The organism is Syntrophales bacterium, from assembly GCA_030655775.1.
Lineage (GTDB): Bacteria > Desulfobacterota > Syntrophia > Syntrophales > JADFWA01 > JAUSPI01.
Genome location: JAUSPI010000213.1, coordinates 37,411 through 64,365 on the forward strand (window position 1 = coordinate 37,411; position 26,955 = coordinate 64,365).

The following is a 26,955-nucleotide window of genomic DNA, read 5'->3' on the forward strand; positions in this document are numbered from 1 at the left end:
TTTAAAAGGGGGTAATGGAGATGGCCAAGAAAAAATTTGCAAGGACGAAACCGCATGTAAATATAGGAACAATAGGTCATGTGGATCATGGGAAGACAACACTTACCTCTGCAATTACAAAGCATCTGGCCAAAAAAGGGCTTGCAGAATATATGTCTTTCGATGCGATCGATAATGCTCCTGAAGAAAAGGAAAGAGGTGTTACAATTAATATTGCCCATGTGGAGTATGAAACGGCCAAAAGACATTATGCCCACATTGACTGTCCGGGCCATGCCGACTATATAAAAAATATGATTTCGGGGGCGGCCCACATGGATGGTACCATTCTGGTAGTGGCTGCGTCGGATGGGCCTATGCCTCAAACGAGAGAACATATCCTCCTTGCAAGGCAGGTTCAGGTTCCATATGTCGTGATTTATATGAACAAGGTTGATCTGGTTGATGATCCGGAACTGCTTGATCTGGTAGAACTTGAACTGAGGGAACTCCTCACTGAATATGATTTTCCGGGAGATGATATTCCGATTATCAGAGGATCGGCTCTGAAGGCTCTCGAGAGTGAGGATCCGGACTCTGAAGATGCTAAGTCTATCTGGGAATTGTTGGATGCTGTTGACTCCTACATTCCAGAACCTGTTCGTGATCTGGACAAACCGTTTCTAATGCCGATTGGGGATGTTTTCAGTATATCCGGTCGAGGTACCGTAGTTACCGGAAGAGCTGACCGGGGTATTGTCAGGACTGGAGATGATGTGGAAATAGTTGGTATCAGGCCTACTTTTAAGACTGTGTGTACCGGTGTCGAGATGTTCCGTAAGACATTAGATGAGGGAAGAGCTGGCGATGATGTGGGTGTACTCCTTAGGGGTACTAAGCGGGATGAGGTAGAAAGAGGGCAGGTTGTAGCAAAGCCTGGTTCCATTACCCCTCACACAAAATTTAAAGCAGCGGTTTATATTCTTGCCAAGGAAGAGGGAGGGAGACATACTCCTTTCTTTTCCGGTTATAGACCTCAGTTTTATTTCAGGACAACGGACGTGACGGGCATTGCTACACTGCCCGAGGGAGTAGAGATGGTCATGCCCGGTGATAATGTAAACATGGAAATTGAACTTATTACTCCTATAGCTATGGAGGAACAACTCAGATTTGCTATTCGTGAAGGTGGGAGAACTGTTGGCGCTGGTGTTGTAAGCGAGATTATAGAATAGAGGAAAAGCTCGGCAAACAGTTATCAGATGTAAATAAGATTAAGAAAGACAGGGGTTCGTTACTTTTTGTTGAACGCTGGTTGCTGGTAGAGGTATAAATGGAAAATCAAAAAATAAGAATTCGACTAAAAGCTTATGATTATAAGTTGCTGGATCGATCTGTTGAAGATATTGTTGGTACGGCAAAAAGAACAGGTGCTCGCGTAGCCGGCCCCATACCTTTGCCTACAGTGATAAATAAGTACTGTGTCAACAGATCACCTCACGTTGACAAGAAATCAAGGGAACAATTTGAGATCAGAACGCATAAAAGGCTGATTGATATTATTGAACCTACGCAGGCGACTGTAGATGCTCTTATGAAGCTGGATCTCTCGGCGGGTGTTGATGTTGAAATAAAATTATAGGAGCATGAAAACGCATAAGGAGATGGATTCTTCTGAAAATTCGTCTCCTGTTTTTTGTATAATAATACGGCGGAAAGTGTTAAGAGCTTAGAGTTTTTGCATAGTTGTGCAGAGCTTTCGGTCAATACAATGCTCGTGTTACAAAGGTTAGGTTAAAGAAGAGTGGTTATGGAAAAGGGACTTATAGGCAGAAAATTAGGCATGACGCAGGTATTTTCAGGAGATGGAATGGTTATTCCGGTTACAGTTATCGAAATGGGTCCCTGCGTAATTACACAGAAAAAAACCAAAGAAATTGATGGATACGATGCCCTGCAGTTGGGTTTTGGGCAGAAGAAACAAAAAAACGTTACCAAGCCGATACAAGGACACTTAAAAAAAACAGGCAGTGGTTTTCCCCGGATTTTGAGGGAGTTCAGGATAATGTCCCCTGAAGGTTATGAAGAAGGTCAAGAGCTGAAAGTTGATATTTTTGAAGTAGGCGACTATGTTGATGTAGTTGGAGTGAGCAAAGGGAGAGGGTTTGCGGGTGTTGTAAAGAGATATGGTTTTAAAGGGGGTAGAGCTACCCATGGTTCTATGTTTCACAGGGCACCGGGATCTATAGGAGCCAGTGCATATCCTTCAAGGGTTTTTAAGGGGAAAAAGCTTCCAGGACATATGGGTGATAAGAGAAAAACGATACAAAATCTTGTGGTAGTAGGGATTAGACCGAATGAAAATTTGATACTGATTAAAGGTTCGGTTCCAGGAAGCAGGAACGGTATTGTTTTGGTTAAGAATTCGATTAAAAAGCATGGTTAAGCAGGATCTGGAGTGGCAAAATGCCGGGTTTTAATGTTTATGATATTGAGAAGAACAAGGTTTCTGAAATAGAACTCAGTGATTCTATCTTTGGTGTAGAAATACAGGATGCCCTTATCTACGAGGTTGTGAAAATGCAGATGGCTGCGAGGCGGCTAGGTACATCCTCGACAAAGGGTAGGAGCGATGTCAGGGGAGGCGGTAGAAAACCTTGGCGGCAGAAAGGGACAGGAAGAGCGAGAGCAGGAACTATAAGATCCCCTATCTGGAGGGGTGGTGGGGTCACGTTTGGCCCCAAACCGAGGGATTATTCTTTTAGGGTACCAAAGAAGATGAGAAGAGCCGCTCTTATGTCTGCCCTGAGCATGAAAGCTAAAGAAGAGAGAATATTGATTCTTAGAGATTTTCCCATGGATGAGATAAAGACAAAGAAGTTCAAAGAAGTAATAGATAGATTCGGATTAAAAAGTGCTCTCTTTGTTCTGGATAAATCAAATCCTGTCTTGGAGAAATCTTCAAGAAACCTCAAAGAAATAAAGATGATGAGAACAGAAGGAGTTAATGTATATGACCTTCTAAAGTATGATAGCCTCGTTTTGTTAGAACCGGCTGTCAAGATGATTGAAGGAGCAATGCTTTCATAATGGATATATATTTTATTATAAAAAAACCGATTATTACAGAAAAAAGCACCATTGCAAGAGATGAAGAAAATAAATATTTCTTTGAGGTGGACCGTAGAGCAAATAAAATTGAGATCACCAAAGCAGTTGAAAAGCTTTTTAAAGTAAAAGTTTTAAATGTTTCTACGATAAATATGCTTGGCAAGAAGAAAAGGATGGGGAAAACTGTCGGTAAGAGGAGCGATTGGAAGAAGGCTATAGTTACTCTTGCTTCCGGTGATAGAATAGCAATCTATGAAGGGGTTTAGTTAAGGTTTAGGGTTTCGAGTTTGAGGTTTAAAGTTAAGGAATAAAGGATTTAGATAGATGGCAATTAAAAAGTATAAACCAACGTCGCCAGGCAGAAGGTTTCAGACCTGTTCATCGTTTGAGGAGATTACAAAGACTCAACCGGAAAAGGGACTTTTACAACCCCTGAGTCGAACCGGGGGAAGAAACAACAATGGAAGAATAACCAGCTGGCATATTGGTGGAAGACATAAGAGAAAATACAGGATAATAGATTTTAAGCGGGATAAAATTGATGTGCCGGCCAGGGTGGCTTCTATTGAATATGACCCCAATCGGTCTTCAAGAATAGCCCTTCTTAATTATTTTGATGGGGAAAAAAGATATATCCTTGCTCCAGTGGATCTTAAAGTGGGCGATGTTATTGTAAGCAGTGAAAATGTGGAAATAAAACCGGGTAACGTGACCACCCTTAAAAACATACCCCCCGGTTCTCATCTCCATAATTTGGAGTTAAAAATTGGTAAAGGGGGGCAGATGATTAGAAGCGCAGGCGCCTATGGTCAGATTATGGCGAAGGAAGGAAAATATGCGCAGGTTCGACTCCCCTCAGGGGAAGTAAGGAAGGTTTTATTAGAGTGTAAGGCCACAATCGGACAGGTTGGGAACATTGATCATGAGAATATAAGTTTGGGTAAGGCAGGCAGGAAGAGATGGCTGGGAAGACGCCCCAAAGTACGAGGCGTTGCAATGAATCCTGTTGATCATCCACATGGTGGAGGAGAGGGCAAGTCCTCCGGAGGAAGACATCCTGTAACACCATGGGGAGTTCCTACTAAAGGGTATAAAACGAGGAGAAACCGGGATTCAGACAAGTATATTATCAGGAAAAGGGGTTAAGGCATGGCTCGTTCAGTTAAGAAGGGACCATATATTGAGGAAAAACTTCTAGAAAAAGCAAGAAAAGCCGATGCTTCGGGAGACAGGGGCGTGATCAAGACCTGGTCACGTCGTTCTACAATTACCCCTGAATTAGTAGGCCATACCTTTGCTGTTCATAACGGAAGAAGATTTATCCCTGTATTCATCACCGAAAACATGGTTGGGCATAAGCTTGGTGAATTTGCCCCAACAAGAACATTTTATAGTCATGCAGGTGATAGAAAAACAAGATTACGCAGATAATGGGGTCAGTGTTTATATGGCTGGCATTTTGTTAGCCTTTTATACGATTTCTGACTACTATAGGTTGTTATGATTAAGACAGGTAATGGAGTTTAAATAGATATGGAAGTGAAGGCCGTTGCCAAATATATTCGGATTTCGCCACAAAAGGCAAGATTGGTAGTGGATCTTGTCAGGGGGAAAAAGGTCGAAGAAGCACAAAGGATATTAGCCTTTACAAGAAAAAAGGCTGCTGGTGTTGTAGAGAAAGTATTAAAGTCGGCAATTGCGAATGCAACACAGAATCCTAATATCGATGAAAAAATACTTTATGTAAAAGAGATGTTTGTAGGTCAAGGGCCCTCATTGAAAAGATGGAGGGCAAGAGCACAGGGAAGGGCGGCTATGATAAAAAAGAGAATGAGTCATATAACCGTCATACTGGATGAGGAGTAGCGAATAAGGAGGTAAAGGCTTGGGGCAAAAAGTTAATCCGATCGGTTTTAGACTGGGTATTAACAAGACATGGAGTTCTCAGTGGTTTGCAGAAAAAAACTATAGTGAATTACTGCATGAAGATATTCAGATCAAAAAGTACCTTAAAGGCAAATTTTACCATGCAGGTATATCAAGGATTGAGATTGAAAGAGCTGCTGACAAGGCTAAAGTAAATATTCATGCTGCCAGGCCGGGGATTCTCATAGGCAGAAAGGGATCAGAGATCGAAAAACTTAAGAAAGATCTTGAAAAGATTTCCAAAAGCGATCCGATCATAAATATCCTTGAGGTACGCAAGCCTGAAATAGATGCGCAACTTGTTGCTGAAAATATTTCCCTCCAGCTTGAGAGAAGGGTTGCCTTCAGAAGGGCTATGAGAAGAAGTGTTACATCTGCCATGAAATTTGGTGCCAAAGGAATAAGGATAACCTGTTCTGGGAGACTTGGTGGAGCCGAGATGGCGAGAAGGGAATGGTATAGAGAAGGAAAAGTTCCACTTCATACATTGAGAGCGAATATTGATTATGGTTTTGCTGAGGCGCATACAACTTACGGGCTTATTGGTGTAAAAGTTCTGATATTTCATGGTGAGGTACTTCCGGATAAGAAGGCTGACAGTTGAGAGCTGAATTGGGGGTTTTAAAGACATGTTAATGCCGAAGAGAGTGAAATATAGAAAGCTGCAAAAAGGTCGAATGAAAGGAAAACCTGTAAGGGGTTGTAACGTGTCTTTTGGGGAATATGGCCTGCAAGCAACTGAATGTGGAAGATTAACTGCGAGACAGATTGAGTCCGCACGAATAGCTATAACTCGTCATGTCAGGCGCGGAGGTAAAATCTGGATAAGGGTGTTTCCGCACAAATCGATTACTAAAAAGCCGGCAGAAACCCGTATGGGGAAAGGGAAGGGATCTCCTGAAGAATGGGTTGCTGTTGTGAAGCCTGGTATTATTCTGTATGAGATAGAAGGGGTCGAAAAAGATACGGCTCGCGAGGCTTTTAGGCTGGCGTCACATAAACTTCCAATATCGACAAAATTTCTTTCCAGGGAGATATTTGATGAAAATTAAGGAAATCAGAGAAATCGATATTGATGAACTGAAACAGAAAGAGAGAGAGTTTGTTGAAGAGCTTTTCAAACTCCGCATGCAGCACACTACTGGGCAATTGGACTCCCCTCTCATGATGAAGAAGGTCAGAAAAAATATAGCTCGAATAAAGACTGTTTTAAGGGAAAGAGAGGCTCAAATATAAGCATGGGTGATCGGGGCAATAGAAGAACCGTACAGGGTGTTGTAGTTAGTGATAAAATGGACAAAACGATCGTCGTTTTGGTGGAGAGGTTAGTAAAACATCCCAGGTTCCAGAAGTATGTAAGAAGACGAACTAAACATAAAGTTCGTGATGAGGAAAACAGATGTAATATTGGTGACATGGTATTAATTGTTGAATCACGTCCTCTGAGTAAAGACGTAAGATGGAGAATGCGTGAAATACTGAAGAAGGTAAATTAACCATGAGCTTCCAGCCTCCGGCTCAAGTGGATATTATTTAAAAGACCGCTTTTTTGTTTTACTGTTGGGTTAGTGTTGAACGTTTGTAAGATTCCCGGTAGATTGCTATACCGAGCCGCAATTTTATTCTTAGATTAGTGTAATATGAAATTCATCTCCGATGAATTTTTAGATATTTGTAGGTTTTACAACCGTCTAATTAAATGCTCGATAAACAGTGAGGTATTTTTTCATGATTCAGATGCAGACCATTTTAAATGTGGCAGATAATTCGGGTGCAAAGAAGGTCGGTTGTATTAAAGTACTTGGAGGGTCTAAGAGAAAGTATGCCAGTATTGGGGATATAATAGTAGTATCAGTAAAAGAAGCAATTCCCAATTCGAAGGTTAAAAAAGGGGATGTGATGAGGGCTGTCGTGGTAAGAACAGCAAAAGAGGTCGGAAGGCCGGACGGTACATACCTTAAATTTAGTGATAATTCTGCTGTACTTATAAATAATCAAATGGAGCCTATAGGGACAAGGATATTTGGACCAGTAGCTCGTGAATTGAGAGCGAAACAATTTATGAAGATTGTGTCTCTGGCGCCTGAAGTATTGTAATGCTGTTACGAAATCGTCGAATGCAAATGAAAGCATAAATGTTGAGGAATTGAATATGCATGGAAAACGTCTGAAAAAGGGCGATATGGTTATGGTTATTGTCGGTAAGGAAAAGGGGAAAACCGGCAAAATACTTAATGTTGTCAAAAAGAAAAACCGTGTAGTTGTGGAAAAATTAAATTTCATGAAAAAACATCAGAGACCGGATGCACAGGGGAAAGGTGGCATCGTTGAGAAGGAAGGGTCGATACATATATCCAATGTTATGCTGATGTGTAATAAATGTAACACTGGTATCAGGGTTGGATACCAATTATTGGAAGATGGAAAAAATGTGCGTGTTTGTAAAAGATGTAATGAGATATTGGATGATTAAACTGAGGAAGAATGAATGGCACGATTAAAAGAGTACTACAAGAAAGAAGTAATCTCTGCTTTGATGAAGGAATTTAAATATAAAAACAGGATGGAGGTTCCTAAGCTCGAGAAAATTATTGTAAATATGGGTTTGGGTGAGGCGATTCAAAACATTAAAATAATTGATAATGCTGTTCAGGAACTCTCAGTGATTGTGGGGCAGAGACCGGTTGTTACAAAGGCGAGGAAATCGATTGCTACATTTAAACTGCGTAAAGGTATGTCGATAGGGTGTATGGTTACTTTAAGGAAGGACATGATGTATCAGTTTTTTGACAGGCTTGTTAATGTTGCCCTTCCAAGAGTTAGAGATTTCAGGGGCATTTCGCCTAAATCTTTTGATGGAAGGGGAAATTTCGCCATGGGAATTAAGGAACCGTTCATCTTCCCCGAGGTGGAATATGACAAGATTGATAAGGTCAGGGGAATGAATGTCGTGATTGTCACCTCGGCGAAAACAGATGAAGAGGGAAGACGACTGTTGAAACTTATGGGGATACCTTATAAAAATTGAGATTGTAGATTACATGTAAGGTTTTAAGAAGTACGGTAGAATTTGCCGGAGGTTTTGCAGAGGCCATTACCGGTAAGAAAAAATTATAGTTCAAAGTTTAGAGTTACAGGTTGTTCTGATCGAAACTCAGATAGGAGTTGCATGTGGCAAGAAAGTCCTTAATTGCAAAGGCGAAAAGACAAGGGAAATTTGCTGTCAGAAAATACACTCGGTGTCCTCTTTGTGGGCGGGCGAGAGCATATTACAGGAAATTCGATATGTGTAGGTTATGTTTGAGAAAACTTTCCCTAGCAGGGGAAATTCCCGGGATGATAAAATCAAGCTGGTAGCAACGAAACGAGGGTAAAAATGGATAAGCTTCCAACAGTCAGCACTTAGCCTTTATCACATTTTTAGTCGAGAAACTGAATGCTTATAAACATTAAGGAGATGCAGTATGGGGATGACTGATCCTATAGCAGATATGCTGACGAGAATCAGAAATGCTAACATGGTAAGATTTGATAAGGTCGATGTGTCATTATCGAAAATGAACCTGAATATTGCCGAGGTCTTGAATAAGGCGGGGTATATCAGTAGATTTGCTGTTGAAAAGGATAATGACGGGCGAGAGATCTTGAAGGTATATTTGAAGTACTCGGATTCGAAGGAAAGAGTTATTACGGGGATAAAGCGGGTGAGTAAACCGGGGAAGAGGGTTTATGTTAAAAGTGATAAGATACCGAAAATTTTAAATGGTTATGGTATAGCTATACTGTCAACGTCAAAAGGTATTATGACTGATAAAGAGGCAAGAACGTTAAAAGTTGGTGGCGAGATTATATGCAATGTATGGTAGTACCTCAAATTTTCATTCTTAATCTGTTTTGGTTCCGGCTTGCCCGGACCGGGAAGTGCGATAGTTGTTAGCTATCCTGAAATCTGGAGATTTATAAATGTCGAGAATTGGCAAGAGACCAATAGAAGTTCCTGAAGGAGTGGAGGTTAGGCAGGACAATTCTATAATTGAGGTCAAGGGTTCAAAGGGGACATTGACGATGAAAGTTCCCGAGGGTGTTGAAATTGTTTTTGATAATGGGACCATAGTGGTGGAGAGGCTTTCCGATGATAAAAAAGGAAGATCTGCTCATGGGCTGACAAGGACGTTGGTTGCAAATATGGTAATAGGAGTCACTGTCGGTTTTGAAAAAACGTTAGAGATATCAGGTGTCGGTTATCGCGCTGAAGTGAATAGCGATATTCTAAGGTTGTTGCTTGGTTATTCTCATCCTGTAGAATATAGAATACCTGAAGGGATTTCTGCTAAGGTTGATAAACAAGTGACAATAGTAATTTCCGGGATAGATAAGGAGCTTGTCGGGAGAGTAGCAGCCGAGATCAGGAGTTTTAGGAAACCGGAACCCTATAAGGGAAAAGGGATAAAGTATTCCGGTGAACGCCTAAGAAGGAAGGTTGGAAAGTCCGCAGGCGTATAGCGCAAAAGTCCAAAGTTTTAGGTTGTTCTTATGAGGACTTGAAACTCGATATAGAGGTAGAACGTTGGTATCTAAAAAAATAATAGGAAATAGAATTAAACGTAAGAAGAGAGTAAGGGGAAAGATTTTTGGCACTCAGGAGAAACCACGTCTTTCTGTATTTCGGAGTTCGAAGCATATATACGTACAGGCAATTGCTGATGATTTGGGGAAGACCATAGCTGAAGCCTCAACCCTTAGCAAGGAATTGAAGGGAAAGCTTGAAGGACTGAAGAAGACAGATGCTGCTCGTGAGGTAGGCAAATTGGTAACCGAGAAATTATTGTCCGATAATGTGAAAAAGGTTGTCTTTGATAGGGGGATGTTTCTTTACCATGGACGTGTAAAAGCTCTTGCTGAGGCGGCTAGGGAAGCGGGGTTGAAATTTTAATTGATCGATCTTTTTGCTGGTTTAATTGGTATACACTAATCGATGTTTTTAGTTTTTAGGGGTATTGCAGGAATATGGAAGAATTAGAACTTCTTGATAGGGTTATTGCTATTAAGCGGACAGCCAAGGTTGTCAAAGGTGGCAGAAGATTTAGATTTAGTGCAGTTGTAGTTGTTGGTGACGGTAATGGTTCTGTCGGTGTTGGGTTGGGGAAAGCCCATGAAGTCCCGGAGGCAATAAGAAAGGGTATGGATGAGGCTAAAAAGAATCAAATGAAAGTTGCAATTGTGAACAGAACCGTACCTCATGAAGTGATAGGACACTTTGGGGCCGGGAAAGTTCTCCTCAAGCCGGCTTCCGAGGGGACAGGCCTTATAGCTGGTGGGGCTGTTAGAGCGGTTTTGGAAGTTGCTGGTGTTCATAATATATTAACAAAATGCCTTGGTTCACATAACCATCATAATCTTGTCAAAGCAACGATTGACGGACTCCGTAAGATGAAAACACCCGAGAAGATCGCCGCTCTCAGGGGAAAAGATATTTCCGAAATTTGACGTTTTCGTTAGCGTATAGAACGAGACCTTTGAAAAATTGAAAAATATGTTTTGAGAGTGAATTGAGACATAAAATTGTCAAAAGATCTTTTGGGCATCGAAAACCCGTATTTTCGGAACTTTCAGAACATGGGAGCAGGTCGTGGAAAAGAAACTGAAGATAACATTGGTAAAGAGTTTTATAGGAAGACCGGAAAAACAGAGGAAAGTACTGCGCGGGATGGGACTCGTAAAGTTGAATAAAACCGTCTTGCTGGACGATACTCCTGCGATTCGTGGGATGGCAAAAAAAGTCACGCATCTGGTTACCGTAGAGGAAATTGAGGTAAATTAAATATGGATTTGAGCAGTTTAAAACCACCTGAAGGTTCCAGAAAAAAGAGAAAACGGGTAGGTCGCGGGGCTGGATCAGGTCATGGAAAAACATCGTGCAGAGGATCGAAAGGGCAGAAATCCCGTTCGGGTGGAAGAGTGAGACCAGGATTTGAGGGCGGCCAAATGCCCCTTTCGAGGAGATTACCGAAAAAGGGGTTTTGTAATATCTTTAAAAAGGATATCGTCGCAGTAAATATAGAACAGCTGAACAAATTTCCAGAGGGTTCGGTTATTGATTCAAATATTCTTATAAGTAGTGGGATTATTAAGAATAAAGGTGATGGAATCAAGATATTGGGTAAAGGGTCTATAGATTATCCTTTGTTGCTGAAAGTTGACAGAATAAGTCGCGGTGCAAGAGAGAAAATTGAGAGTGCAGGCGGTTCGATAGAGGTTATCTGAGTTGTTAAGCGGCCTTAAAAATATCCAGAAAATCCCGGAGCTTCAGAAGAGAATACTCTTCACTTTTTTTCTGTTGGCTGTTTACCGGATAGGTGTACATGTGCCAACTCCGGGGATCGATACGGCGGCTTTAATGGCGTTCTTTGAGCAGGCAAGGGGTTCACTTCTGGGACTCTTTGATATGTTTGCAGGAGGGGCACTGAGCAACTTGTCAGTCTTTGCCCTGGGTATTATGCCCTATATCAGCGCATCCATTATTTTGCAGTTGCTCACAGTTGCTATTCCTTATCTTGAAAAGCTTTCTAAGGAAGGAGAAGTCGGAAGAAGAAAAATAACGCAATATACGAGATATGGAACGGTTCTTTTAAGTGTAATTCAGGGGTTCGGTATTGCGGTAGGATTGGAAAACATGGCAGGTCCTACGGGTGTATCTATCGTGATTGATCCAGGATGGGACTTTAGATTGATGACGGTTATTACCCTTACCGCCGGTACTTCGTTTATCATGTGGTTAGGAGAGCAAATTACTGATAAGGGTATTGGTAATGGGATATCTCTGATCATCTTTGCGGGTATAATATGTCGAGGGCCAGCTGCTGTTTTAAATACCTTTCGCCTACTGTCCACAGGTGAGATGGGAATATTTTTTGTTATCATCCTTGCCGTAACGATGGTCGCGGTTGTTGGTATTATTGTCTTTGTGGAAAGTGGGCAGAGGAGGATACCAGTTCAATATGCCAAGAGGGTTGTTGGGAGGAAGATGTATGGTGGACAAACGACCCATCTTCCTTTAAAGGTTAATACAGCAGGTGTAATTCCACCCATATTTGCTTCCTCAATCATAATGTTTCCTGCTACAATTGCCAATTTTATTCCACATCCCTGGATGAAGATGGTGGCGGATGTATTGATGCCTGGAAGAGTTGTGTATGAATTGCTCTATGTAGCGTTTATAATATTTTTCTGCTATTTTTATACTGCGGTTACTTTTAATCCTGTCGATGTGGCCGATAATATGAGAAAGCACGGAGGCTATATTCCGGGTATAAGACCGGGTAAAAAGACAGCAGATTATATAGACAGTATCCTGACAAGGCTTACCTTCGGTGGTGCCATGTATGTTTCTGCAGTATGTGTACTGCCGAGTATTCTTATAAGTAAGTTTAATGTGCCGTTTTACTTTGGTGGTACAGCGCTTCTTATTGTAGTGGGTGTTGCCCTTGATACGGCAGGTCAAATAGAAACCCATTTATTGACGAGGCAATATGAAGGATTTTTGAAAAAGGGACAGATGGGCAGAAGACGTTAAAAGGTTAAAATTGATGATAATCTTGAAATCTCCTGACGAGGTTGAAAAGATAAGGGCAAGTGATGTTATAGTAGCGAATATATTGAATGAATTGAGAGGTATAATTAAACCTGGCATAACAACCATAGAGCTGGACAGGTATTCTGAGGAACTTGCCCTGAAAATGGGTGCTAAACCGGCCTTTAAAGGGTATAGAGGATATCCTTTTTCTCTGTGTACGTCTGTTAATGGTGAAGTAGTTCATGGAATGCCGTCAGATACAGTACTTAAGGCGGGAGACATAATAAGCCTCGATTTTGGAATATATCATAAGGGATACTATGGAGATTCTGCCATAACTGTTCCTGTAGGTGAGGTTTCCAGTGTAGCGCAGGCACTGATTGGAACTACTGAAGAAGCCCTGTACCGTGGGATAAAAGAGATGAGGGCAGGAAATCGATTGGGTGATATATCAGCTGCTGTGCAGGAGTGTGTTGAGGCTGCCGGGTTTTCTGTGGTGAGAGATTTTGTAGGTCACGGGATAGGAAGAAGTCTTCATGAAGAGCCACAGATCCCCAATTTCGGAGTGCGTGGTAGGGGTGTTAAGTTAGAAGTAGGTATGGTTTTTGCGATTGAACCAATGGTGAATGAGGGAACATACAAGGTAAAGGTATTGGACGATGGATGGACGGTTGTGACAGCCGATGGTAAGCTGTCAGCCCACTTTGAGCATTCTGTGGCAATTGCAGGGGATGGTCCAGTAATATTGAGTAAGATTGACTGATTGTAACTACTCAGGTATGAGTAGTTACCAGGGACAAAGTACCAAAGGTTCACCCTGTTAAATACGGTTCCCCTTGGGAAATTTAACAGGGCAGGCAGAGGCATAAAGAAAGAAAAGAGGCTCTCCCCTTTTTAAAGGGGGGTTAAAGGGGATTTTGCAGAACATATTTATTAGATTTTGCGTGAGGATAGATGCTTCATGGTAAAAGAAGAAGCGATACAGGTTGAAGGTAAAGTAATTGAGCCGCTGCCGAATGCAATGTTTCGTGTTGAACTGGAAAATGGGCATCGTGTTCTTGCCCATATTTCCGGGAAAATGCGTATGCATTATATCAAGATATTACCTGGTGATAAAGTGACCGTTGAACTTTCCCCATATGATTTGACGCGTGGGAGAATTGTGTACAGGGCAAAATGAATGCAGTTATGGGGTGAAGTATCATGAAAGTGAGGAGTTCCGTTAAAAAGATATGTGATAAATGCAAGATTGTTAAAAGGCGTGGGGTGCTCAGAGTTATTTGTGAAAATCCCAGGCATAAACAGCGCCAGGGGTAAAGGGTGATATAAAAAAGGAGTCAGAAGTCAGGAGCCGGAATGAAGAAAAATATCCTGTTATCCTGAATTCTTTCTCATGATTCCTGAAATATCTTTTTTATAAATTATTTCCTACAGGAGGATATCGGGTGTGGCAAGAATTGCAGGTGTAGATTTACCTAAGAATAAGAGAATGGAAATTGCCTTGACCTATATATATGGTATAGGTAGATCTAAATCAAGGAAGATACTTGAAAAAGCAGGTGTAGAGTTTGATACAAAAACAGATAATATTGCTGATTCAGAGGTAACCTCAATAAGGAACATTATAGATAGGGACCATAAGATTGAGGGAGATTTAAGAAGAGAAATTTCCATGTCGATAAAACGCCTGATGGATATAGGTTCCTACCGAGGGCTGAGGCACAGAAAGGGTCTTCCTGTTAGGGGTCAGAGAACAAGCACAAATGCCAGGACACGAAAGGGACCGAGAAGGGCTGTTGTCGGCAAGAGAAAGAAGAAGTAATTTGAAGGGGTCAAGTTTTAACCCCATCTGGAGGAACAATGGCAAAACCGAAGAGGAAAGCTGGAAAAAGGAAAGAACGAAAAAATATACCGGAAGGCATTGCCCATATTCAATCGACGTTCAACAATACGATGATTACGATTACAGATCTGAGTGGTAACGTTATTACCTGGTCTTCCTCTGGAGTCAGGGGTTTCAAGGGTTCGAGGAAGAGCACACCATTTGCCGCTCAATTAGCTGCAGAGGATGCCGTAAGAAAAGCAAAGGAACATGGGGTGAGAAGTGTTAAAGTATATGTGAAAGGACCTGGTTCAGGTCGAGAAGCCGCCCTGAGGTCTTTGCAGACGGCAGGTCTTGATATAAGTCTTATAAGGGATGTAACACCTATCCCTCATAACGGTTGCCGCCCACCGAAAAGAAGAAGAGTATAACAGAGGCTGAAGTTGAGCTTTATTACGATATAAAATGGAGGAATGTTTTGGCAAGATATAGAGGATCTTTATGTAGATTATGTCGAAGAGAGAACTTGAAGCTCTTTCTCAAGGGGGACAGATGTTACGGTGATAAATGTGCCTTTGAAAGAAGAGGGTATGCCCCTGGGGAGCATGGGCAGACGAGGGATAGGCGAAAACATTCCGACTATGGTGTCCAGTTAAGGGAAAAACAGAAACTTAAAAGGACGTTTGGACTTTTGGAGAAGCAGCTAAGAGGGTATTACAAGAAGGCAGATAGGCAAACCGGAGTAACGGGAACAATCCTGTTGATTCTGTTGGAAAGAAGACTTGACAATATTGTATACAGGATGGGTTTTGCGAGCTCCAGAGGTGAAGCAAGACAGCTTATAAAACATAATCATTTTTTGGTAAATGACAGAAAAGTTAACATCCCATCATACCTGATAAGCGTTAGTGATGAGGTTCAGGTTAGAGAGAAGAGCAGGAAGATGTCGCGAATATTAGATTCGATGGGGACAGTTGCGAGACGGGGTATCCCTCAGTGGCTGGAATTGGATAAAGATAACTTTAAAGGTGTTGTAAAGATGTTTCCTGTTCGGGAAGAATTAACCATGCCGATTCAGGAACGATTGGTAGTTGAGCTTTATTCTAAATAGCGTGATAACCACGTGACGGTTAAAGTGACTCTATATAGGAAGTATAAGAAATGCAAAAAAACTGGCGTAGTTTAATACAGCCGAAGCGAATCGAAGTAGATGAAAAAACCCACACTCGACTTTATGGGGAATTTACCTGTCAGCCTTTGGAAAGGGGTTTTGGCATTACTTTAGGTAACTCTCTTAGAAGAGTGTTGCTGTCTTCCATACAGGGAGCAGCTATTGTTTCTGTGAAGGTTGACGGAGTTCTTCACGAGTACTCTACGATTCCTGGGGTGAAAGATGATGCGACCGATCTTATTTTAAACCTTAAAGGCATCCGTTTAAAACTTCATGAAGATGGACCCAGAGTTATACATATTGATGCTTCAGGGGAGGGAGTTATAACTGCGGGGGATATCATTACAGATGGAACTGTTGAGATAATGAATCCGGATCATTATATTACAACCCTCTCGGCTGATGCTGTGTTTAAGGCAGAAATGGTCGTGAAGATGGGTCGAAGTTATGTTCCCGCTAAAAGGGAGAGGGACCCTGACCAACCGGAAGGCACTATAAATATTGATGCGTTATTTTCACCAATTAAAAGGGTAAACTATACGATAACCCATGCCAGGGTGGGGCAGGTTACTGATTATGATAGGCTGATATTGGAGGTATGGACCGATGGGAGTATTTTACCAGAGGATGCCGTAGCTTATTCTGCAAAAATATTAAAGGAACAGCTCAGTATTTTTATAAATTTTGAAGAGGAAGAGGAAGAGCAGGAAGAACATAAAGAGATCGAGGAAAAGGGGAAAATCAATCAGAACTTGCACAGGAGTGTTGATGAGTTGGAGCTTTCTGTAAGATCTGCAAACTGTTTAAAAAATGCCGGCATTACTCTTATTGGAGAACTTGTTCAGAAGACTGAGACTGAAATGCTTAAAACCAAGAACTTTGGAAGGAAGTCCCTGAGTGAAATTAAGGAAATACTTGCTGAGATGGGACTTGGACTCGGTATCAAGGTAGATTTTAAACTGCCGGTAAAATATGATGAAGAAGAAGCTAAAGAAGTATAGTAGATTCATTAATTAGAAAGGAAGATGTTAAATGCGTCACAGAAAGGCTGGGAGGAAGCTGGGTAGAACCACGAGTCATAGAAAAGCGATGCTGAGAAATATTGTAACTTCCTTCATGAAGCATGAAAAGATCGTTACAACCGATGCCAAGGCAAAAGAGTTGAGGAAAATTGCCGAAAAGATAATTACCTTAGGGAAAAATGACAGCCTCCACGCAAGAAGGCAGGTTCTGTCTTTTATAAGAGATCGGGCAGTTGTCAAAAAGCTTTTTGAAAAGCTGTCACCCCGTTACAGTGAAAGGGCTGGGGGTTATTCGAGAATAGTAAAGGTAGGTTACAGAGCAGGTGACAATGCCCCTATGTCTGTTATTGAATTAATTTCAGAAGGAGACAAGAGACCCTCAAAGTAGAGTTGGTACAGTACGTTTCAACCGCGGGAAAATAAGGAAATAAAAAAGTGTAAAAATAAAAAGGCAAGGAATCTCACCCTTGCCTTTTTATTTGATCCATCAGTATCTTTTACGTTTTCCCTTGAAATTTTTCTTAAAAGAAATATAATAAGAAATCGTCAATACATATAGACCTTTGAAAAACTGAAAAATATGGTTTTGAGGGTGAAAAAATGTTCTGAGTATTGAAAAACCATTTTTTCAATGCTTTCACATAATGTATTGATATATTGCGACATCTCGATGCATTTTAGAGAAGATTGTCTTATATCTTTTGAACCCTAATGTATGTGATGAGTAAGGGAGGATCAGTCATGGCAGAGGAAAAAATTGGAGAGGTTGTTAAGTTTTTTGCTAAGCCAAGCGTTGCAGCGGTCAAGATTACTGATGGAGAGTTAAAAGTAGGTGATACGGTTAAGTTTACAGGTCATACCACTGATTTTGAAAGTAAAGTTGACTCAATGGAAATAGAAAACGAAAAAGCTGAAAAGGCAGTAACCGGTGATTATATCGGAATTAAGGTAACTGAGCGAGTTCGTCCTGGCGATGAGATGTTTAAGGTTGTATCAGAAGAATAATTTGATGATGAGTTCATGGCGAAAGTCCAAAGGCGGTCAACTTAGAGTTGGCTAAGGAATTGATATTTAGAACAACCCACAGTGATCCTTATATTAACTTTTCCTGATCCATCTAAAAATCCAAGATTAATTTCTTAAATCGGAAATTTTCGGATTGAGGGTCATATTTTAAAATATAGTTAAGGGAAAGTGAATTTTGGCCAACATCTCTCCTGTTAAAAGTCTGGTTATTTGATAAGGTGAGACCTTTGAATTTTGCCATAAATAGCCTGAATGGTCATTCCCGTGCAAACGGGAATCCAGTATTTTAAACTTGTTATGGATTCCCACTTTCGTGGGAATGACAGAAAGGGGGCGTTTTGCAAAGCTCTCAAGGTAGGGAGGTTGGGGAGCTATTTGTGTTTGTAGCTGCCTGAAACTGTGAGTCGGTGGCTTGATTTTTCTTTTGACGTTGTTATTTTTGTAAAAAATGTATAGCGAGCGAATTTAATAAAATTACTCTTTAATGCTTCGAAGAGCCCCCGCAGTGAGCTTATGGAAACTTCAATTTTTTATCCTAAAAAGCGTTAAAAGGAATCATTATATGGATATAAGGGTATTAGGTTGTCACGGATCCAAGCTCCCCGGCTACAATACTACGTGTTTTTTGTTGGATGAAGAAATTTTACTCGATGCCGGCACAATAACTTCTGTGTTGTCATTGGAAGAACAAATTAAGATAGAACATGTTCTTGTAACTCACGCTCATCTTGATCATGTCTGTGATATAATGTTTCTGGCGGATAATCTTTATTATAGCAAAAAAGAATATCCGGCAATTAGAGTCTTAAGTACACAGGGAGTTATTGATGCACTGAGAGCAAACCTTTTTAATAACATTATATGGCCTGATTTTTCATCGATTCCAACTCCGGAGAAACCTCTTCTTAAATTTGAGACAGTCCAATTGGGTGTAAGATTCCAGCTTAATAATCTTACGATTACTTCTGTCAGAGTCAATCATCCTGTTGAGACAATCGGGTATGTGATAGAATCTGAAAAAAGTGGTTCATTTGTCTTTATAGGAGATACCGGTCCGACTGAGGATGTTTGGGAAGTTGCACGGAAGCTCAAAAATTTGAAAGCCGTATTTGTTGAAGTATCACTTCCCAATAGCATGGAGGATATTGCGGATGTTACCGGTCATCTTACACCTGTCAGTCTCGGTCGTGAATTAAAGAAATTGGGCGCTATAACACCAGATATTTATCTTTACCATATGAAACCACAGTATGAAGAAACCATTAGAAAAGAGATAGATTTGATAGAGAACAAAGATATTCACATCCTGAGCGAAGGAGAAGTGATAAAAATTGGGTAAACATTCAGCCCCCTAGCGGTCAGTGTTAAGTGAAGTTCCCGCCCACAGGGCGGGGCGTGCGGGGTGCGCCTCCGGTCAAAACACCATTTGTCTTAACTTTTAAGCTTTGTGTTTCAAATTAATTCCTTCTAAAACTTGTGCTACAACTTAACCCTGAGATTGAAAGGTTATCTGAGCGCTGAAAGCTGAAAATAAATGACATCGCAAAATCCCTTTGAATACCTTTCCGGATTGAGAGATAAGGGAATACATTTGAGTCTTGTTCCTGTCTCCCAACTCCTTGACCGATTAAATAATCCCCAGGAAAAATACAAAACAGTTTTAGTTGGCGGAACCAATGGTAAGGGTTCAATCGCAGCGATGATTTCCTCTATTCTCCTGGAAGGGGGAGTAAAAGTTGGCCTTTATACTTCACCTCATCTTATTAATATCAATGAGCGTATAAGGGTAAACAACCGTATGATATCGGTGGAGGAACTCTCCGGACTGATCGAAAAGGTGCGTGGAGAGCTTCAAGGGGATATAACCTATTTTGAATTTGTTACGGCTTTGGCTTTTCTCCATTTTTTCCGAAACGGTGTGGATGTGGCTGTTTTAGAGGTTGGAATGGGTGGAAGACTTGATGCGACAAATGTTGTGATACCGGAAGTGTCCGTGATATCCAATGTCTCTTTGGAGCATGTGAAGTATCTTGGCAGTAATTTGGGAGCAATTGCCCGGGAAAAGGGAGGAATTATCAAGAATGGAGGTATATGCATTACGGGTGCGAAAGAGAAGAGCGTCTTGAAGGTGTTGGAGAATATATGTAGCGAACGAGAGGCAAGACTGTACCGGTTAGGGAAAGACGTGAAAGTTAGAGCAGTGAAAGCTCTCCGGCTTGAAGAAACTTATGCGCCAGAGTTGAACACCTTCTCTTATAAAGGGATTAAAAAAGATTATCGAAACCTTGTTTGCCCCTTGATAGGAAGGCATCAGATAGAAAATGCCGCCGTGGCTCTTGGAACGATGGAGCTCCTGGCGGCTAAAGGTTTTGGTGTTGATGATAGTGCAGTAATGCGTGGTTTGAGAAATGTACGATGGGAAGGGAGATTAGAGGTGCTTCAGAATTCTCCCATGCTGGTTGTGGATGGTGCCCACAATCCGGCCGGGGCATCTGCTCTTCGCAGTGCGTTGAGGGATAAGTTTTCCTATAAGAAATTAATTCTCCTGTTCGGTGTACTTGGTGACAAGGATTACAGGATGATGCTGAAAAAATTGGCCCCTCTTGCCGATAAACTTATCCTCACAAAGCCAAAAGAGAAAAGAAGCTTGCATTTGATGGATATATTGCCCGTTGCAAAGATGTATGTTAATAGTGTAGACATTATTGAAGATTCCGGCCGGGCTCTTTCGCGGGCTTTTGCTCTTGCCGAAAAAGATGATCTTATCTGTGTGACCGGTTCCCTTTTTCTTGTTGGAGAGATAAAGAGATGCTGGAACCAGAAGTCAGGAGTCAGAAGTCAGGAGTCAGAATGAGAAAAACATCCTTTTTATTCTGTATTCTGACTCCTGACTTCTTTTTTTCATGCTTCGTTGCAGCCGATCGGGCATGAAAGTTATTGGGAATGATATAAGATGAGAAAAGTATGTTTATTAATTTTCCTCCTATTGTTTTTATTTCAGGTTGATTTTGCCCTTGCTTTTGAAAGGAAAACACAAAAAGGGCCGGTTAATATAGAAGCTGACAGTGTCGCCTATAACAAGGATACTGATACATATAGTGCGAAGGGAAACGTTGTCATCACATTCACCGGCGGTTTTCTCAAGGCTGATTATGTAGACTTGAATAAGACGACAGGTGATGCCGAGGCTTTCGGGAATGTTTATGTCAAAAGTGATGATGATATACTTGAGGGAGACAAGGTTAAATTTAATATTACTTCAAAAACGGGTATTGTCTACGAGGGAAAGCTGTTCTTTGCAAAGAATCATTTTTATATAAATGGGAAAGAGATTGAGAAGACAGGGGAGGCCACCTATCATCTCAAAGATGCGACGGCAACCACCTGTGACGGAGATTGGCCGGCATGGAGATTCACAGGAAAAGAGCTTGATGTGACCATTGATGGTTACGGTACGGTGAAACATGGCACCTTTCAGGTAAAAAACTTTCCCTTCTTGTATATGCCGTATATGATATTTCCAGCGAAGACAACACGGCAATCAGGTTTCCTGCCACCCCGTATTTCACAATCGAGCAAACATGGGTGGGACATAGAACTTCCACTCTACTGGGCAATTTCAGAGAGTGCGGATGCTACATTTTATCAACGTTACATGGATAAAAATGGATTAAAAGAGGGCGTTGAATTAAGGTACTTTATAAGCAAGGATTCATACGGCACCTTTTATGCCGACTATCTAAAAGATGAAAAAACCGGGGAAATGGCCGAAGATGAGGGTTTAAGCCGGAACTGGCAGGAAAAACAGGAAAGATGGTCATATTACCTGAATCATGAGACCACTTTCAGCCCTGGTTTTTACTTTAGAACAGATATAAGAAGGGTTTCCGATAACTGGTACTTCAGAGATTTCTCCGATTCTAACTACTATCTGGATAATTATTCTGAAACAGGGGAACGCAGGTTTAGTAAAGTCTCGTTTATGGGTGATAATTCCCTCGCTTCGCTGGACTCGACTGCCCGTCTTGTTAAGGATTGGAACTTGTTTAATCTTACCGCCCTTGTTCAGTACACTGATAATTTTGCCAGTTATGACAACAATTCAACACTGCAAAAATATCCTGAAATAACCTTTACCGGCGTTAACCAGCCTATCATGGACACGCCACTCAACTTTGCCCTCGATTCTTCGTTTAATAATTATCAGAGAACCGAGGATGACCATGGACAACTTTACGATATTCACCCCACGTTTTCTTTACCGCTCAACTTTGGTGATTATCTCGATTTTACCCCATCGATAGGATTGAGAGAAACTGTCTGGGATGCCAGTGAGTTAGAGGGGGCAAATAAAGAGCAGCAAGAGGAGAATGGGGGCAGGGAGCTATACAATGTAGGGGCGGCGCTTTCCACGGAAGTTCAAAGAATATTTGATATAGGTGGTGAAACTGTTGATAAAATACGGCACGGAATTAAACCGGAATTGACATATACTTACATTCCCTATGTATATCAGAGTGATCTTCCGGATTTCGTAGCGGCGGTAAGTGAGACAAACAGCGTAACCTATTCACTGACCAATAGTTTCATGGCCAGGTTGAAAAATACAGACAAAAATACAGACAAGAGTGAAGACAAAAGTAAAGATAAAAGTGAAGATAAAAGTGAAGACGGGGGTATAAGTTACAGGGAATTTCTCCTCGTCAAGCTGAGTCAGGCATACGATATAAGAGAACAAAGAAAGCATCGCGGTAGTCTCACGACCGAAAAGAGACCATTCGGCAATGTGGATATGGAACTCAAGTTTGACCCTTTTCAATATCTTACCTTTGATGCGGATACCAGCTTCAACGTTGACTCGGGCGAGTGGGAAAAGACAAACTATGATCTTAGCGTAAGTGACTGGCGTGGTGATTCCGCCACTATCGGATATAGATATACGCAAAAGTCTTTAGAAGAGATAAATGTTTTACTGAATGCAAAGATTACCGATTCCCTTGATCTTATATATGTTCTCCGAAGGGACGAGCTGAATAATATCTATCACGAAACAACATACGGCCTGGAATATCAAAGGCAATGCTGGAGCGTTCAAGCCACCTATTCTGACGATGATAATGACAGGGTATGGATGGTAGTTTTCTCCCTTTACGGGCTGGGGAAGGTCGGAAGAGCGACAGCTAGACCTAAAGCCATGCGCAGTATAACCGGGCGGCAATAAAAAAATTGGTTTTTAACTTGACAAACGTGCTTAAATTGCGTACCTTTCTTTTTTTAAATTTTCAGACTTTGGGTGGTTTTATTTTATGAAGACATATAGTGCTAAAAAAGAAGATATTGTAAAAGACTGGTATCTGATTGATGCGGAGGGGAAAATACTTGGAAGGCTTGCAAGTGAAATAGCTAAGCGTTTGAGGGGCAAGCATAAACCTGTTTACACGCCACATGTTGATACGGGAGATTTTATAGTAGTTGTAAATGCCGGGAAAGTTTCTCTTACCGGCAAGAAATTAACTGATAAGATATATTATCATCACTCCGGTTATCCGGGAGGAATAAAAGCTGTTACTGCCGGAAAGTTGTTGAAGGAAAAGCCGGAGAGGGTATTGCGCATGGCGGTAAAGGGCATGCTTCCGAAAAACTCTTTGGGCAGACAAATGCTTAAAAAGCTGAAGATATATTCTACCAGCGAACACCCCCATGAAGCCCAAACCCCCAGATTACTGGAACTGTAAGTTTGTTGTAACTACTCAGGTAGGAGTAGTTACAAGACACAAAGTACCAAAGGTTCAAAGGCACAAAGAAAGAAAAGAAAAACAGTTTTATTGGTTCTATTGGTCAACCAATGGAACATATTTACTCTGTGCCTTTGACACTGAGTAGTTACAATTTGTAAATATTATGAGAATTATGTGCAGGAGATAAATATGACAGAGAAACGTTATTATGCGACAGGAAAGAGAAAAACCGCTATAGCAAGGGTGTGGATGAAGGAGGGAAGTGGCACTCTTGTTGTAAACAAGAGGGATTTTGATGAATATTTTACCGGAGACAACTCCAAGATGCTGATTAAGCAACCCCTTGAGGTTACCGGACAGATGAGTAAGTTTGATTTTTATATTAATGTTCGTGGCGGGGGTATTTCGGGACAGGCCGGTGCAATTAAACATGGCATTTCTAAAGCACTCCTGGAGTACGATGCCGCACTGAGGCCGGTTCTAAAACAGGCGGGATTCCTGACAAGAGATTCTCGCATAAAGGAGCGGAAGAAGTACGGGCAACCCGGGGCGAGGAAAAGGTTTCAGTTTTCCAAAAGATAATATTGGTGAGGAGGGGGGCTATGGCCTCCCTTTTTTGTATATAAGGAAATATTGTAACAGTTTACGGTGTTCGGCTATCAGTGTCCAGAAAAAAACCGGCAATGTCGGCAAGGTATTTCATTCGAAGATGGGTGGAGGCCCGTGAAGATTGGCTGTAATTTTCTGGAGAGAATATCCGACTGCTGATTCCTGTGAATTATTGAGGACTTGTCATGTTAAAAGTTAGCATATACGGAGCAAGTGGCTACACAGGTCAGGAACTCCTAAGACTTCTATTTAGGCATCCTGAAGTGGAAGTTGTTGCCCTGACGTCAAGGAAATTTAAGGGGACTCCAGTTTCCGATGTGTTCCCGGCTTTTCACGGGCTGACAGACATGGAATTTATTGATGCATCCCCTTATGATGTTGCCGATCTTTCCGATGTTGTCTTTTTGGCGCTTCCTCACGGTCTGGCGATGGAGGCTGTTCCTCTCTTTTTGAAAGCGGGGAAAAAGGTTATTGATCTTAGCGCTGATTTCCGCCTGCGTGATATTGCAGTGTACGAGCAGTGGTACCAGAAACATACGGCACCGGATTTGATAAAAGGGGCGGTTTACGGCCTTCCGGAATTGTACCGGGACAGTATTAAGACCGGACAGCTTATTGCAAATCCCGGGTGCTATCCAACCGGGGTCATTCTTGGTCTGGCCCCTGTGTTGAAGGAAGGATGGATTGATATCGCCTCGATTATTGTTGACTCGAAGTCGGGGGTTAGTGGTGCGGGTCGCGAACCGCAGATTGGCTCACTCTTCTGTGAGGTGAATGAGGGGTTTAAGGCCTATAAGATCGGCCAGCATCGTCACATGCCGGAGATGGAGCAGGAGCTCGGCTTCCTTGCCGAGACAGATGTTAAGATTTCCTTTGTGCCGCATCTGCTACCGGTGAACAGGGGGATACTTAATACGATATATGCGGGGCTAAAGGAGAGCGTATCCGTATCTGACCTGATAGATCTTTATAAAAAGTTTTACGATGGTGAAGCGTTTGTCAGGATTTATAAGGCGGGCACATTCCCCACTGTTTCATCCGTCAGGGGTTCTAATTACTGTGATATCGGGCTAACTGTTGACGGTGAGACGGGAAGGGTTATAATAGTATCCGTTATTGACAATCTTATAAAGGGTGCTGCCGGCCAGGCCGTACAAAACATGAACCTGATGTATGGCTTGAGTGAAGACTCTGGCTTAAAATTGATTTCGCTGTTTCCATAGTTTGAAGGTTAAAATGGCTTTAAGATTTTACAATACATTGACGGGACAGAAAGAAGAATTCAAGCCGGTTAAGAAAAAAAAGGTTGGAATTTATGTGTGTGGTATCACGGCCTATGATATTTGTCATGTCGGTCATGCCCGTTCGGCAGTAGTTTTCGATGTTATTACCAAGTATCTGAAGTACAGGGGTTACAATGTGACCTATGTGAAGAATTTTACCGATGTGGATGATAAGATTATAGAAAAGGCGAATGCCGAAGGGGAAAATATTTCAGAGATATCCGAAAGATATATCAAAGAACACAATGAAGATATGGATGCACTTGGTGTGGCCAGACCCACAGTGGCCCCCAAAGCGACAGAAAACATCAAGGGGATGATCAGACATATAACAGTCCTTCTTGAGAAAAAAATTGCCTATGTTAATGAGGGCGATGTTTATTTCTCCGTTGAAAAATTCGATGGGTATGGGAAGCTTTCCGGAAGAAATCTCGAAGACATGGTAGCAGGATCGAGGGTTGAGGTGGATGATAAGAAAAAGAATCCCCTCGATTTTGTCCTCTGGAAGGCGAGCAAGGAGGGAGAACCGTGGTGGGATAGTCCCTGGGGAAGGGGTAGGCCCGGGTGGCATATAGAGTGCTCGGTGATGAGTCAGAGGTTTTTAGGGGACACATTTGATATACACGGTGGTGGGAAGGATCTCATTTTCCCTCATCATGAAAATGAGATTGCCCAGTCGGAAGGCGCTACCGGCAAGACCTTTGCACAGTACTGGATACATAATGGTTTTGTCAGAGTGGACAGTGAAAAGATGTCCAAATCTCTCGGCAATTTTTTTACAATAAAAGAGATACTCAAAAGTTACCATCCAGAGGTATTGAGACTTTTTATGCTCCAGAGCCATTACAGAAGCCCCGTGGACTTTTCCAGTGACTCACTTGCTGAGGCGAAAACGGGAATGGAGAGGTTCTATACAACCCTGAAAAATATCGGAGATGTCCTTGCGAGTGGTGTAGATTATTCGAAGGTTTCAGGGAAAAACCTTTACGGAAAAGACAAAGAAGTATTCGACTACGTTGATGCTCTTCCCGGCAGATTTACCGGGGTGATGGACGATGATTTAAATACCGCTATGGCCATTGGCTACATATTTGACACGGTTAGGGTGATCAACAGTTATCTGGCGGAAAAAGAGATTACCATGACGGAAGAGAAGCTCTTTGTTATGGATGTCGCTCAGGGAAATATCAAGGAAGTGGGCAGAGTATTGGGATTATTTCTTGAAGATCCTGACGAATATTTTCAGAAGGACAGGAACAGAGAAGTTCAAAAACGTGGGTTGGATGTAGAAGATATTGAGCGCGCGATTGAAGAAAGAAGGATGGCCAGAGCGGCGAAAGATTGGAAAAGTTCAGATGAAATCAGAGACACTCTTGCGAAGAAGGGAATAATTCTTAAAGATACTCCGACGGCAACCGTTTGGAAAATCGAGTAAATTACTTCTGTAAATTCCAAATGGAAAGTATCCATAGGTTACGTTTTTTTGTTCCTATCAAGCGCTTAGGTAGTACCTTCTTCCTTTGATGCGCGCTGTCGTATGAGTTTCTTCACGAAAATTTCTTCTCTCTCCATCTCCTCGATTCTATCTGAGATGTACTTCTTCGCCTCTTCATGCTGAGGGATGAATATCTTCTCAAGGGCGTTCACCCGTCGCTGTACCTTTTTCAGCTCCCTTGAGAGCATGATGATCGCCTT

The 26,955-nt window shown here is 41.7% G+C and carries 40 protein-coding genes; 39 read left to right on the plus strand and 1 reads right to left on the minus strand.

The window, feature by feature from the left end; genetic code table 11:
- The first annotated feature begins 20 nt into the window (after positions 1–20).
- The 39 genes from tuf (at position 21) to cysS (ending at position 26,695) form a co-directional block, all read left to right on the plus strand.
- The gene (tuf, locus tag Q7J27_11445; protein MDO9529752.1) at positions 21–1,214 is read left to right on the plus strand and encodes an elongation factor Tu; all 1,194 of its coding nucleotides are present in this window, start codon (positions 21–23) and stop codon (positions 1,212–1,214) included.
- 98 nt (positions 1,215–1,312) lie between these two features.
- Positions 1,313–1,621, plus strand: a complete 309-nt coding sequence (gene rpsJ, locus Q7J27_11450) for a 30S ribosomal protein S10 (protein ID MDO9529753.1) — start codon at positions 1,313–1,315, stop codon at positions 1,619–1,621.
- Between the two features lie 168 nt (positions 1,622–1,789).
- On the plus strand, positions 1,790–2,425 hold the full coding sequence (gene rplC / locus Q7J27_11455) for a 50S ribosomal protein L3 (protein MDO9529754.1): 636 nt from the start codon (positions 1,790–1,792) through the stop codon (positions 2,423–2,425).
- 20 nt (positions 2,426–2,445) lie between these two features.
- Positions 2,446–3,069 carry a 50S ribosomal protein L4 gene (rplD, locus tag Q7J27_11460; protein MDO9529755.1) on the plus strand — a complete coding sequence of 208 codons (624 nt, stop codon included), beginning with the start codon at positions 2,446–2,448 and terminating at the stop codon, positions 3,067–3,069.
- A complete protein-coding gene (locus tag Q7J27_11465) occupies positions 3,069–3,356 on the plus strand; it encodes a 50S ribosomal protein L23 (GenBank protein MDO9529756.1) in 288 nt (95 codons plus the stop codon). The genes rplD and Q7J27_11465 overlap by 1 nt, the downstream gene beginning before the upstream one ends.
- Before the next feature lie 58 nt (positions 3,357–3,414).
- The gene (rplB, locus tag Q7J27_11470; protein MDO9529757.1) at positions 3,415–4,236 is read left to right on the plus strand and encodes a 50S ribosomal protein L2; all 822 of its coding nucleotides are present in this window, start codon (positions 3,415–3,417) and stop codon (positions 4,234–4,236) included.
- Between the two features lie 3 nt (positions 4,237–4,239).
- Positions 4,240–4,521: a 30S ribosomal protein S19 gene (gene rpsS / locus Q7J27_11475; GenBank protein MDO9529758.1), complete on the plus strand. Its 282-nt coding sequence runs from the start codon at positions 4,240–4,242 to the stop codon at positions 4,519–4,521.
- A 102-nt stretch (positions 4,522–4,623) separates the two neighbouring features.
- Positions 4,624–4,956, plus strand: a complete 333-nt coding sequence (gene rplV / locus Q7J27_11480) for a 50S ribosomal protein L22 (protein ID MDO9529759.1) — start codon at positions 4,624–4,626, stop codon at positions 4,954–4,956.
- A gap of 19 nt (positions 4,957–4,975) precedes the next feature.
- Positions 4,976–5,620, plus strand: a complete 645-nt coding sequence (gene rpsC / locus Q7J27_11485; GenBank protein ID MDO9529760.1) for a 30S ribosomal protein S3 — start codon at positions 4,976–4,978, stop codon at positions 5,618–5,620.
- Positions 5,621–5,645: 25 nt separating this feature from the next.
- Positions 5,646–6,068, plus strand: coding sequence for a 50S ribosomal protein L16 (rplP, locus tag Q7J27_11490; protein MDO9529761.1), 423 nt, complete (start codon positions 5,646–5,648; stop codon positions 6,066–6,068).
- On the plus strand, positions 6,058–6,252 hold the full coding sequence (gene rpmC / locus Q7J27_11495) for a 50S ribosomal protein L29 (protein ID MDO9529762.1): 195 nt from the start codon (positions 6,058–6,060) through the stop codon (positions 6,250–6,252). The genes rplP and rpmC overlap by 11 nt, the downstream gene beginning before the upstream one ends.
- A 2-nt stretch (positions 6,253–6,254) precedes the next feature.
- The gene (gene rpsQ, locus Q7J27_11500; protein ID MDO9529763.1) at positions 6,255–6,512 is read left to right on the plus strand and encodes a 30S ribosomal protein S17; all 258 of its coding nucleotides are present in this window, start codon (positions 6,255–6,257) and stop codon (positions 6,510–6,512) included.
- 232 nt (positions 6,513–6,744) lie between these two features.
- A complete protein-coding gene (gene rplN / locus Q7J27_11505; GenBank protein MDO9529764.1) occupies positions 6,745–7,113 on the plus strand; it encodes a 50S ribosomal protein L14 in 369 nt (122 codons plus the stop codon).
- A 55-nt stretch (positions 7,114–7,168) separates the two neighbouring features.
- Positions 7,169–7,489, plus strand: coding sequence for a 50S ribosomal protein L24 (gene rplX, locus Q7J27_11510; protein MDO9529765.1), 321 nt, complete (start codon positions 7,169–7,171; stop codon positions 7,487–7,489).
- Positions 7,490–7,504: 15 nt separating this feature from the next.
- Complete coding sequence (gene rplE, locus Q7J27_11515) at positions 7,505–8,044, plus strand: 50S ribosomal protein L5 (protein ID MDO9529766.1); 540 nt, start codon at positions 7,505–7,507, stop codon at positions 8,042–8,044.
- 143 nt (positions 8,045–8,187) lie between these two features.
- Positions 8,188–8,373 carry a type Z 30S ribosomal protein S14 gene (locus Q7J27_11520; GenBank protein ID MDO9529767.1) on the plus strand — a complete coding sequence of 62 codons (186 nt, stop codon included), beginning with the start codon at positions 8,188–8,190 and terminating at the stop codon, positions 8,371–8,373.
- 107 nt (positions 8,374–8,480) lie between these two features.
- Complete coding sequence (gene rpsH, locus Q7J27_11525) at positions 8,481–8,882, plus strand: 30S ribosomal protein S8 (protein ID MDO9529768.1); 402 nt, start codon at positions 8,481–8,483, stop codon at positions 8,880–8,882.
- A gap of 97 nt (positions 8,883–8,979) precedes the next feature.
- Positions 8,980–9,519 carry a 50S ribosomal protein L6 gene (gene rplF / locus Q7J27_11530; protein MDO9529769.1) on the plus strand — a complete coding sequence of 180 codons (540 nt, stop codon included), beginning with the start codon at positions 8,980–8,982 and terminating at the stop codon, positions 9,517–9,519.
- A 64-nt stretch (positions 9,520–9,583) separates the two neighbouring features.
- Positions 9,584–9,949, plus strand: coding sequence for a 50S ribosomal protein L18 (gene rplR / locus Q7J27_11535; protein ID MDO9529770.1), 366 nt, complete (start codon positions 9,584–9,586; stop codon positions 9,947–9,949).
- 74 nt (positions 9,950–10,023) lie between these two features.
- The gene (gene rpsE / locus Q7J27_11540) at positions 10,024–10,503 is read left to right on the plus strand and encodes a 30S ribosomal protein S5 (GenBank protein ID MDO9529771.1); all 480 of its coding nucleotides are present in this window, start codon (positions 10,024–10,026) and stop codon (positions 10,501–10,503) included.
- A gap of 142 nt (positions 10,504–10,645) precedes the next feature.
- Positions 10,646–10,837 (plus strand): 50S ribosomal protein L30, encoded by a 192-nt coding sequence (rpmD, locus tag Q7J27_11545; GenBank protein ID MDO9529772.1) that lies wholly within the window; start codon positions 10,646–10,648, stop codon positions 10,835–10,837.
- A gap of 2 nt (positions 10,838–10,839) precedes the next feature.
- Positions 10,840–11,280 carry a 50S ribosomal protein L15 gene (rplO, locus tag Q7J27_11550; protein ID MDO9529773.1) on the plus strand — a complete coding sequence of 147 codons (441 nt, stop codon included), beginning with the start codon at positions 10,840–10,842 and terminating at the stop codon, positions 11,278–11,280.
- Position 11,281: 1 nt separating this feature from the next.
- On the plus strand, positions 11,282–12,589 hold the full coding sequence (gene secY, locus Q7J27_11555) for a preprotein translocase subunit SecY (GenBank protein ID MDO9529774.1): 1,308 nt from the start codon (positions 11,282–11,284) through the stop codon (positions 12,587–12,589).
- A 13-nt stretch (positions 12,590–12,602) separates the two neighbouring features.
- The gene (gene map, locus Q7J27_11560) at positions 12,603–13,352 is read left to right on the plus strand and encodes a type I methionyl aminopeptidase (GenBank protein ID MDO9529775.1); all 750 of its coding nucleotides are present in this window, start codon (positions 12,603–12,605) and stop codon (positions 13,350–13,352) included.
- Positions 13,353–13,550: 198 nt separating this feature from the next.
- Positions 13,551–13,769 (plus strand): translation initiation factor IF-1, encoded by a 219-nt coding sequence (gene infA / locus Q7J27_11565; GenBank protein ID MDO9529776.1) that lies wholly within the window; start codon positions 13,551–13,553, stop codon positions 13,767–13,769.
- A 23-nt stretch (positions 13,770–13,792) separates the two neighbouring features.
- Positions 13,793–13,906, plus strand: a complete 114-nt coding sequence (gene rpmJ / locus Q7J27_11570; protein MDO9529777.1) for a 50S ribosomal protein L36 — start codon at positions 13,793–13,795, stop codon at positions 13,904–13,906.
- Between the two features lie 130 nt (positions 13,907–14,036).
- On the plus strand, positions 14,037–14,411 hold the full coding sequence (gene rpsM / locus Q7J27_11575) for a 30S ribosomal protein S13 (GenBank protein ID MDO9529778.1): 375 nt from the start codon (positions 14,037–14,039) through the stop codon (positions 14,409–14,411).
- Between the two features lie 38 nt (positions 14,412–14,449).
- Entirely contained in the window at positions 14,450–14,842 is a 393-nt protein-coding gene (rpsK, locus tag Q7J27_11580; protein ID MDO9529779.1) for a 30S ribosomal protein S11, read from the plus strand.
- 47 nt (positions 14,843–14,889) lie between these two features.
- The gene (gene rpsD, locus Q7J27_11585) at positions 14,890–15,522 is read left to right on the plus strand and encodes a 30S ribosomal protein S4 (protein ID MDO9529780.1); all 633 of its coding nucleotides are present in this window, start codon (positions 14,890–14,892) and stop codon (positions 15,520–15,522) included.
- 50 nt (positions 15,523–15,572) lie between these two features.
- The gene (locus Q7J27_11590) at positions 15,573–16,583 is read left to right on the plus strand and encodes a DNA-directed RNA polymerase subunit alpha (GenBank protein MDO9529781.1); all 1,011 of its coding nucleotides are present in this window, start codon (positions 15,573–15,575) and stop codon (positions 16,581–16,583) included.
- A 31-nt stretch (positions 16,584–16,614) separates the two neighbouring features.
- The gene (gene rplQ, locus Q7J27_11595; GenBank protein ID MDO9529782.1) at positions 16,615–16,992 is read left to right on the plus strand and encodes a 50S ribosomal protein L17; all 378 of its coding nucleotides are present in this window, start codon (positions 16,615–16,617) and stop codon (positions 16,990–16,992) included.
- Between the two features lie 353 nt (positions 16,993–17,345).
- Positions 17,346–17,609: an EF-Tu/IF-2/RF-3 family GTPase gene (locus Q7J27_11600; protein MDO9529783.1), complete on the plus strand. Its 264-nt coding sequence runs from the start codon at positions 17,346–17,348 to the stop codon at positions 17,607–17,609.
- Between the two features lie 583 nt (positions 17,610–18,192).
- Positions 18,193–18,969: a 3',5'-cyclic-nucleotide phosphodiesterase gene (locus Q7J27_11605; GenBank protein ID MDO9529784.1), complete on the plus strand. Its 777-nt coding sequence runs from the start codon at positions 18,193–18,195 to the stop codon at positions 18,967–18,969.
- 195 nt (positions 18,970–19,164) lie between these two features.
- Positions 19,165–20,484, plus strand: coding sequence for a folylpolyglutamate synthase/dihydrofolate synthase family protein (locus tag Q7J27_11610; GenBank protein MDO9529785.1), 1,320 nt, complete (start codon positions 19,165–19,167; stop codon positions 20,482–20,484).
- A 132-nt stretch (positions 20,485–20,616) separates the two neighbouring features.
- Positions 20,617–22,851, plus strand: coding sequence for an LPS assembly protein LptD (gene lptD, locus Q7J27_11615; protein ID MDO9529786.1), 2,235 nt, complete (start codon positions 20,617–20,619; stop codon positions 22,849–22,851).
- A gap of 85 nt (positions 22,852–22,936) precedes the next feature.
- Complete coding sequence (gene rplM, locus Q7J27_11620; GenBank protein ID MDO9529787.1) at positions 22,937–23,365, plus strand: 50S ribosomal protein L13; 429 nt, start codon at positions 22,937–22,939, stop codon at positions 23,363–23,365.
- A 192-nt stretch (positions 23,366–23,557) separates the two neighbouring features.
- The gene (gene rpsI, locus Q7J27_11625; GenBank protein ID MDO9529788.1) at positions 23,558–23,950 is read left to right on the plus strand and encodes a 30S ribosomal protein S9; all 393 of its coding nucleotides are present in this window, start codon (positions 23,558–23,560) and stop codon (positions 23,948–23,950) included.
- 212 nt (positions 23,951–24,162) lie between these two features.
- Positions 24,163–25,200 (plus strand): N-acetyl-gamma-glutamyl-phosphate reductase, encoded by a 1,038-nt coding sequence (argC, locus tag Q7J27_11630; GenBank protein ID MDO9529789.1) that lies wholly within the window; start codon positions 24,163–24,165, stop codon positions 25,198–25,200.
- Positions 25,201–25,213: 13 nt separating this feature from the next.
- Positions 25,214–26,695 carry a cysteine--tRNA ligase gene (gene cysS, locus Q7J27_11635; GenBank protein MDO9529790.1) on the plus strand — a complete coding sequence of 494 codons (1,482 nt, stop codon included), beginning with the start codon at positions 25,214–25,216 and terminating at the stop codon, positions 26,693–26,695.
- A gap of 65 nt (positions 26,696–26,760) precedes the next feature.
- On the opposite strand, the gene Q7J27_11640 is transcribed toward cysS, so the two are convergent.
- Positions 26,761–26,955, minus strand: a 195-nt coding sequence (locus Q7J27_11640; protein ID MDO9529791.1) for a V-type ATP synthase subunit D, incomplete at its 5' end; no start/stop codon positions are given.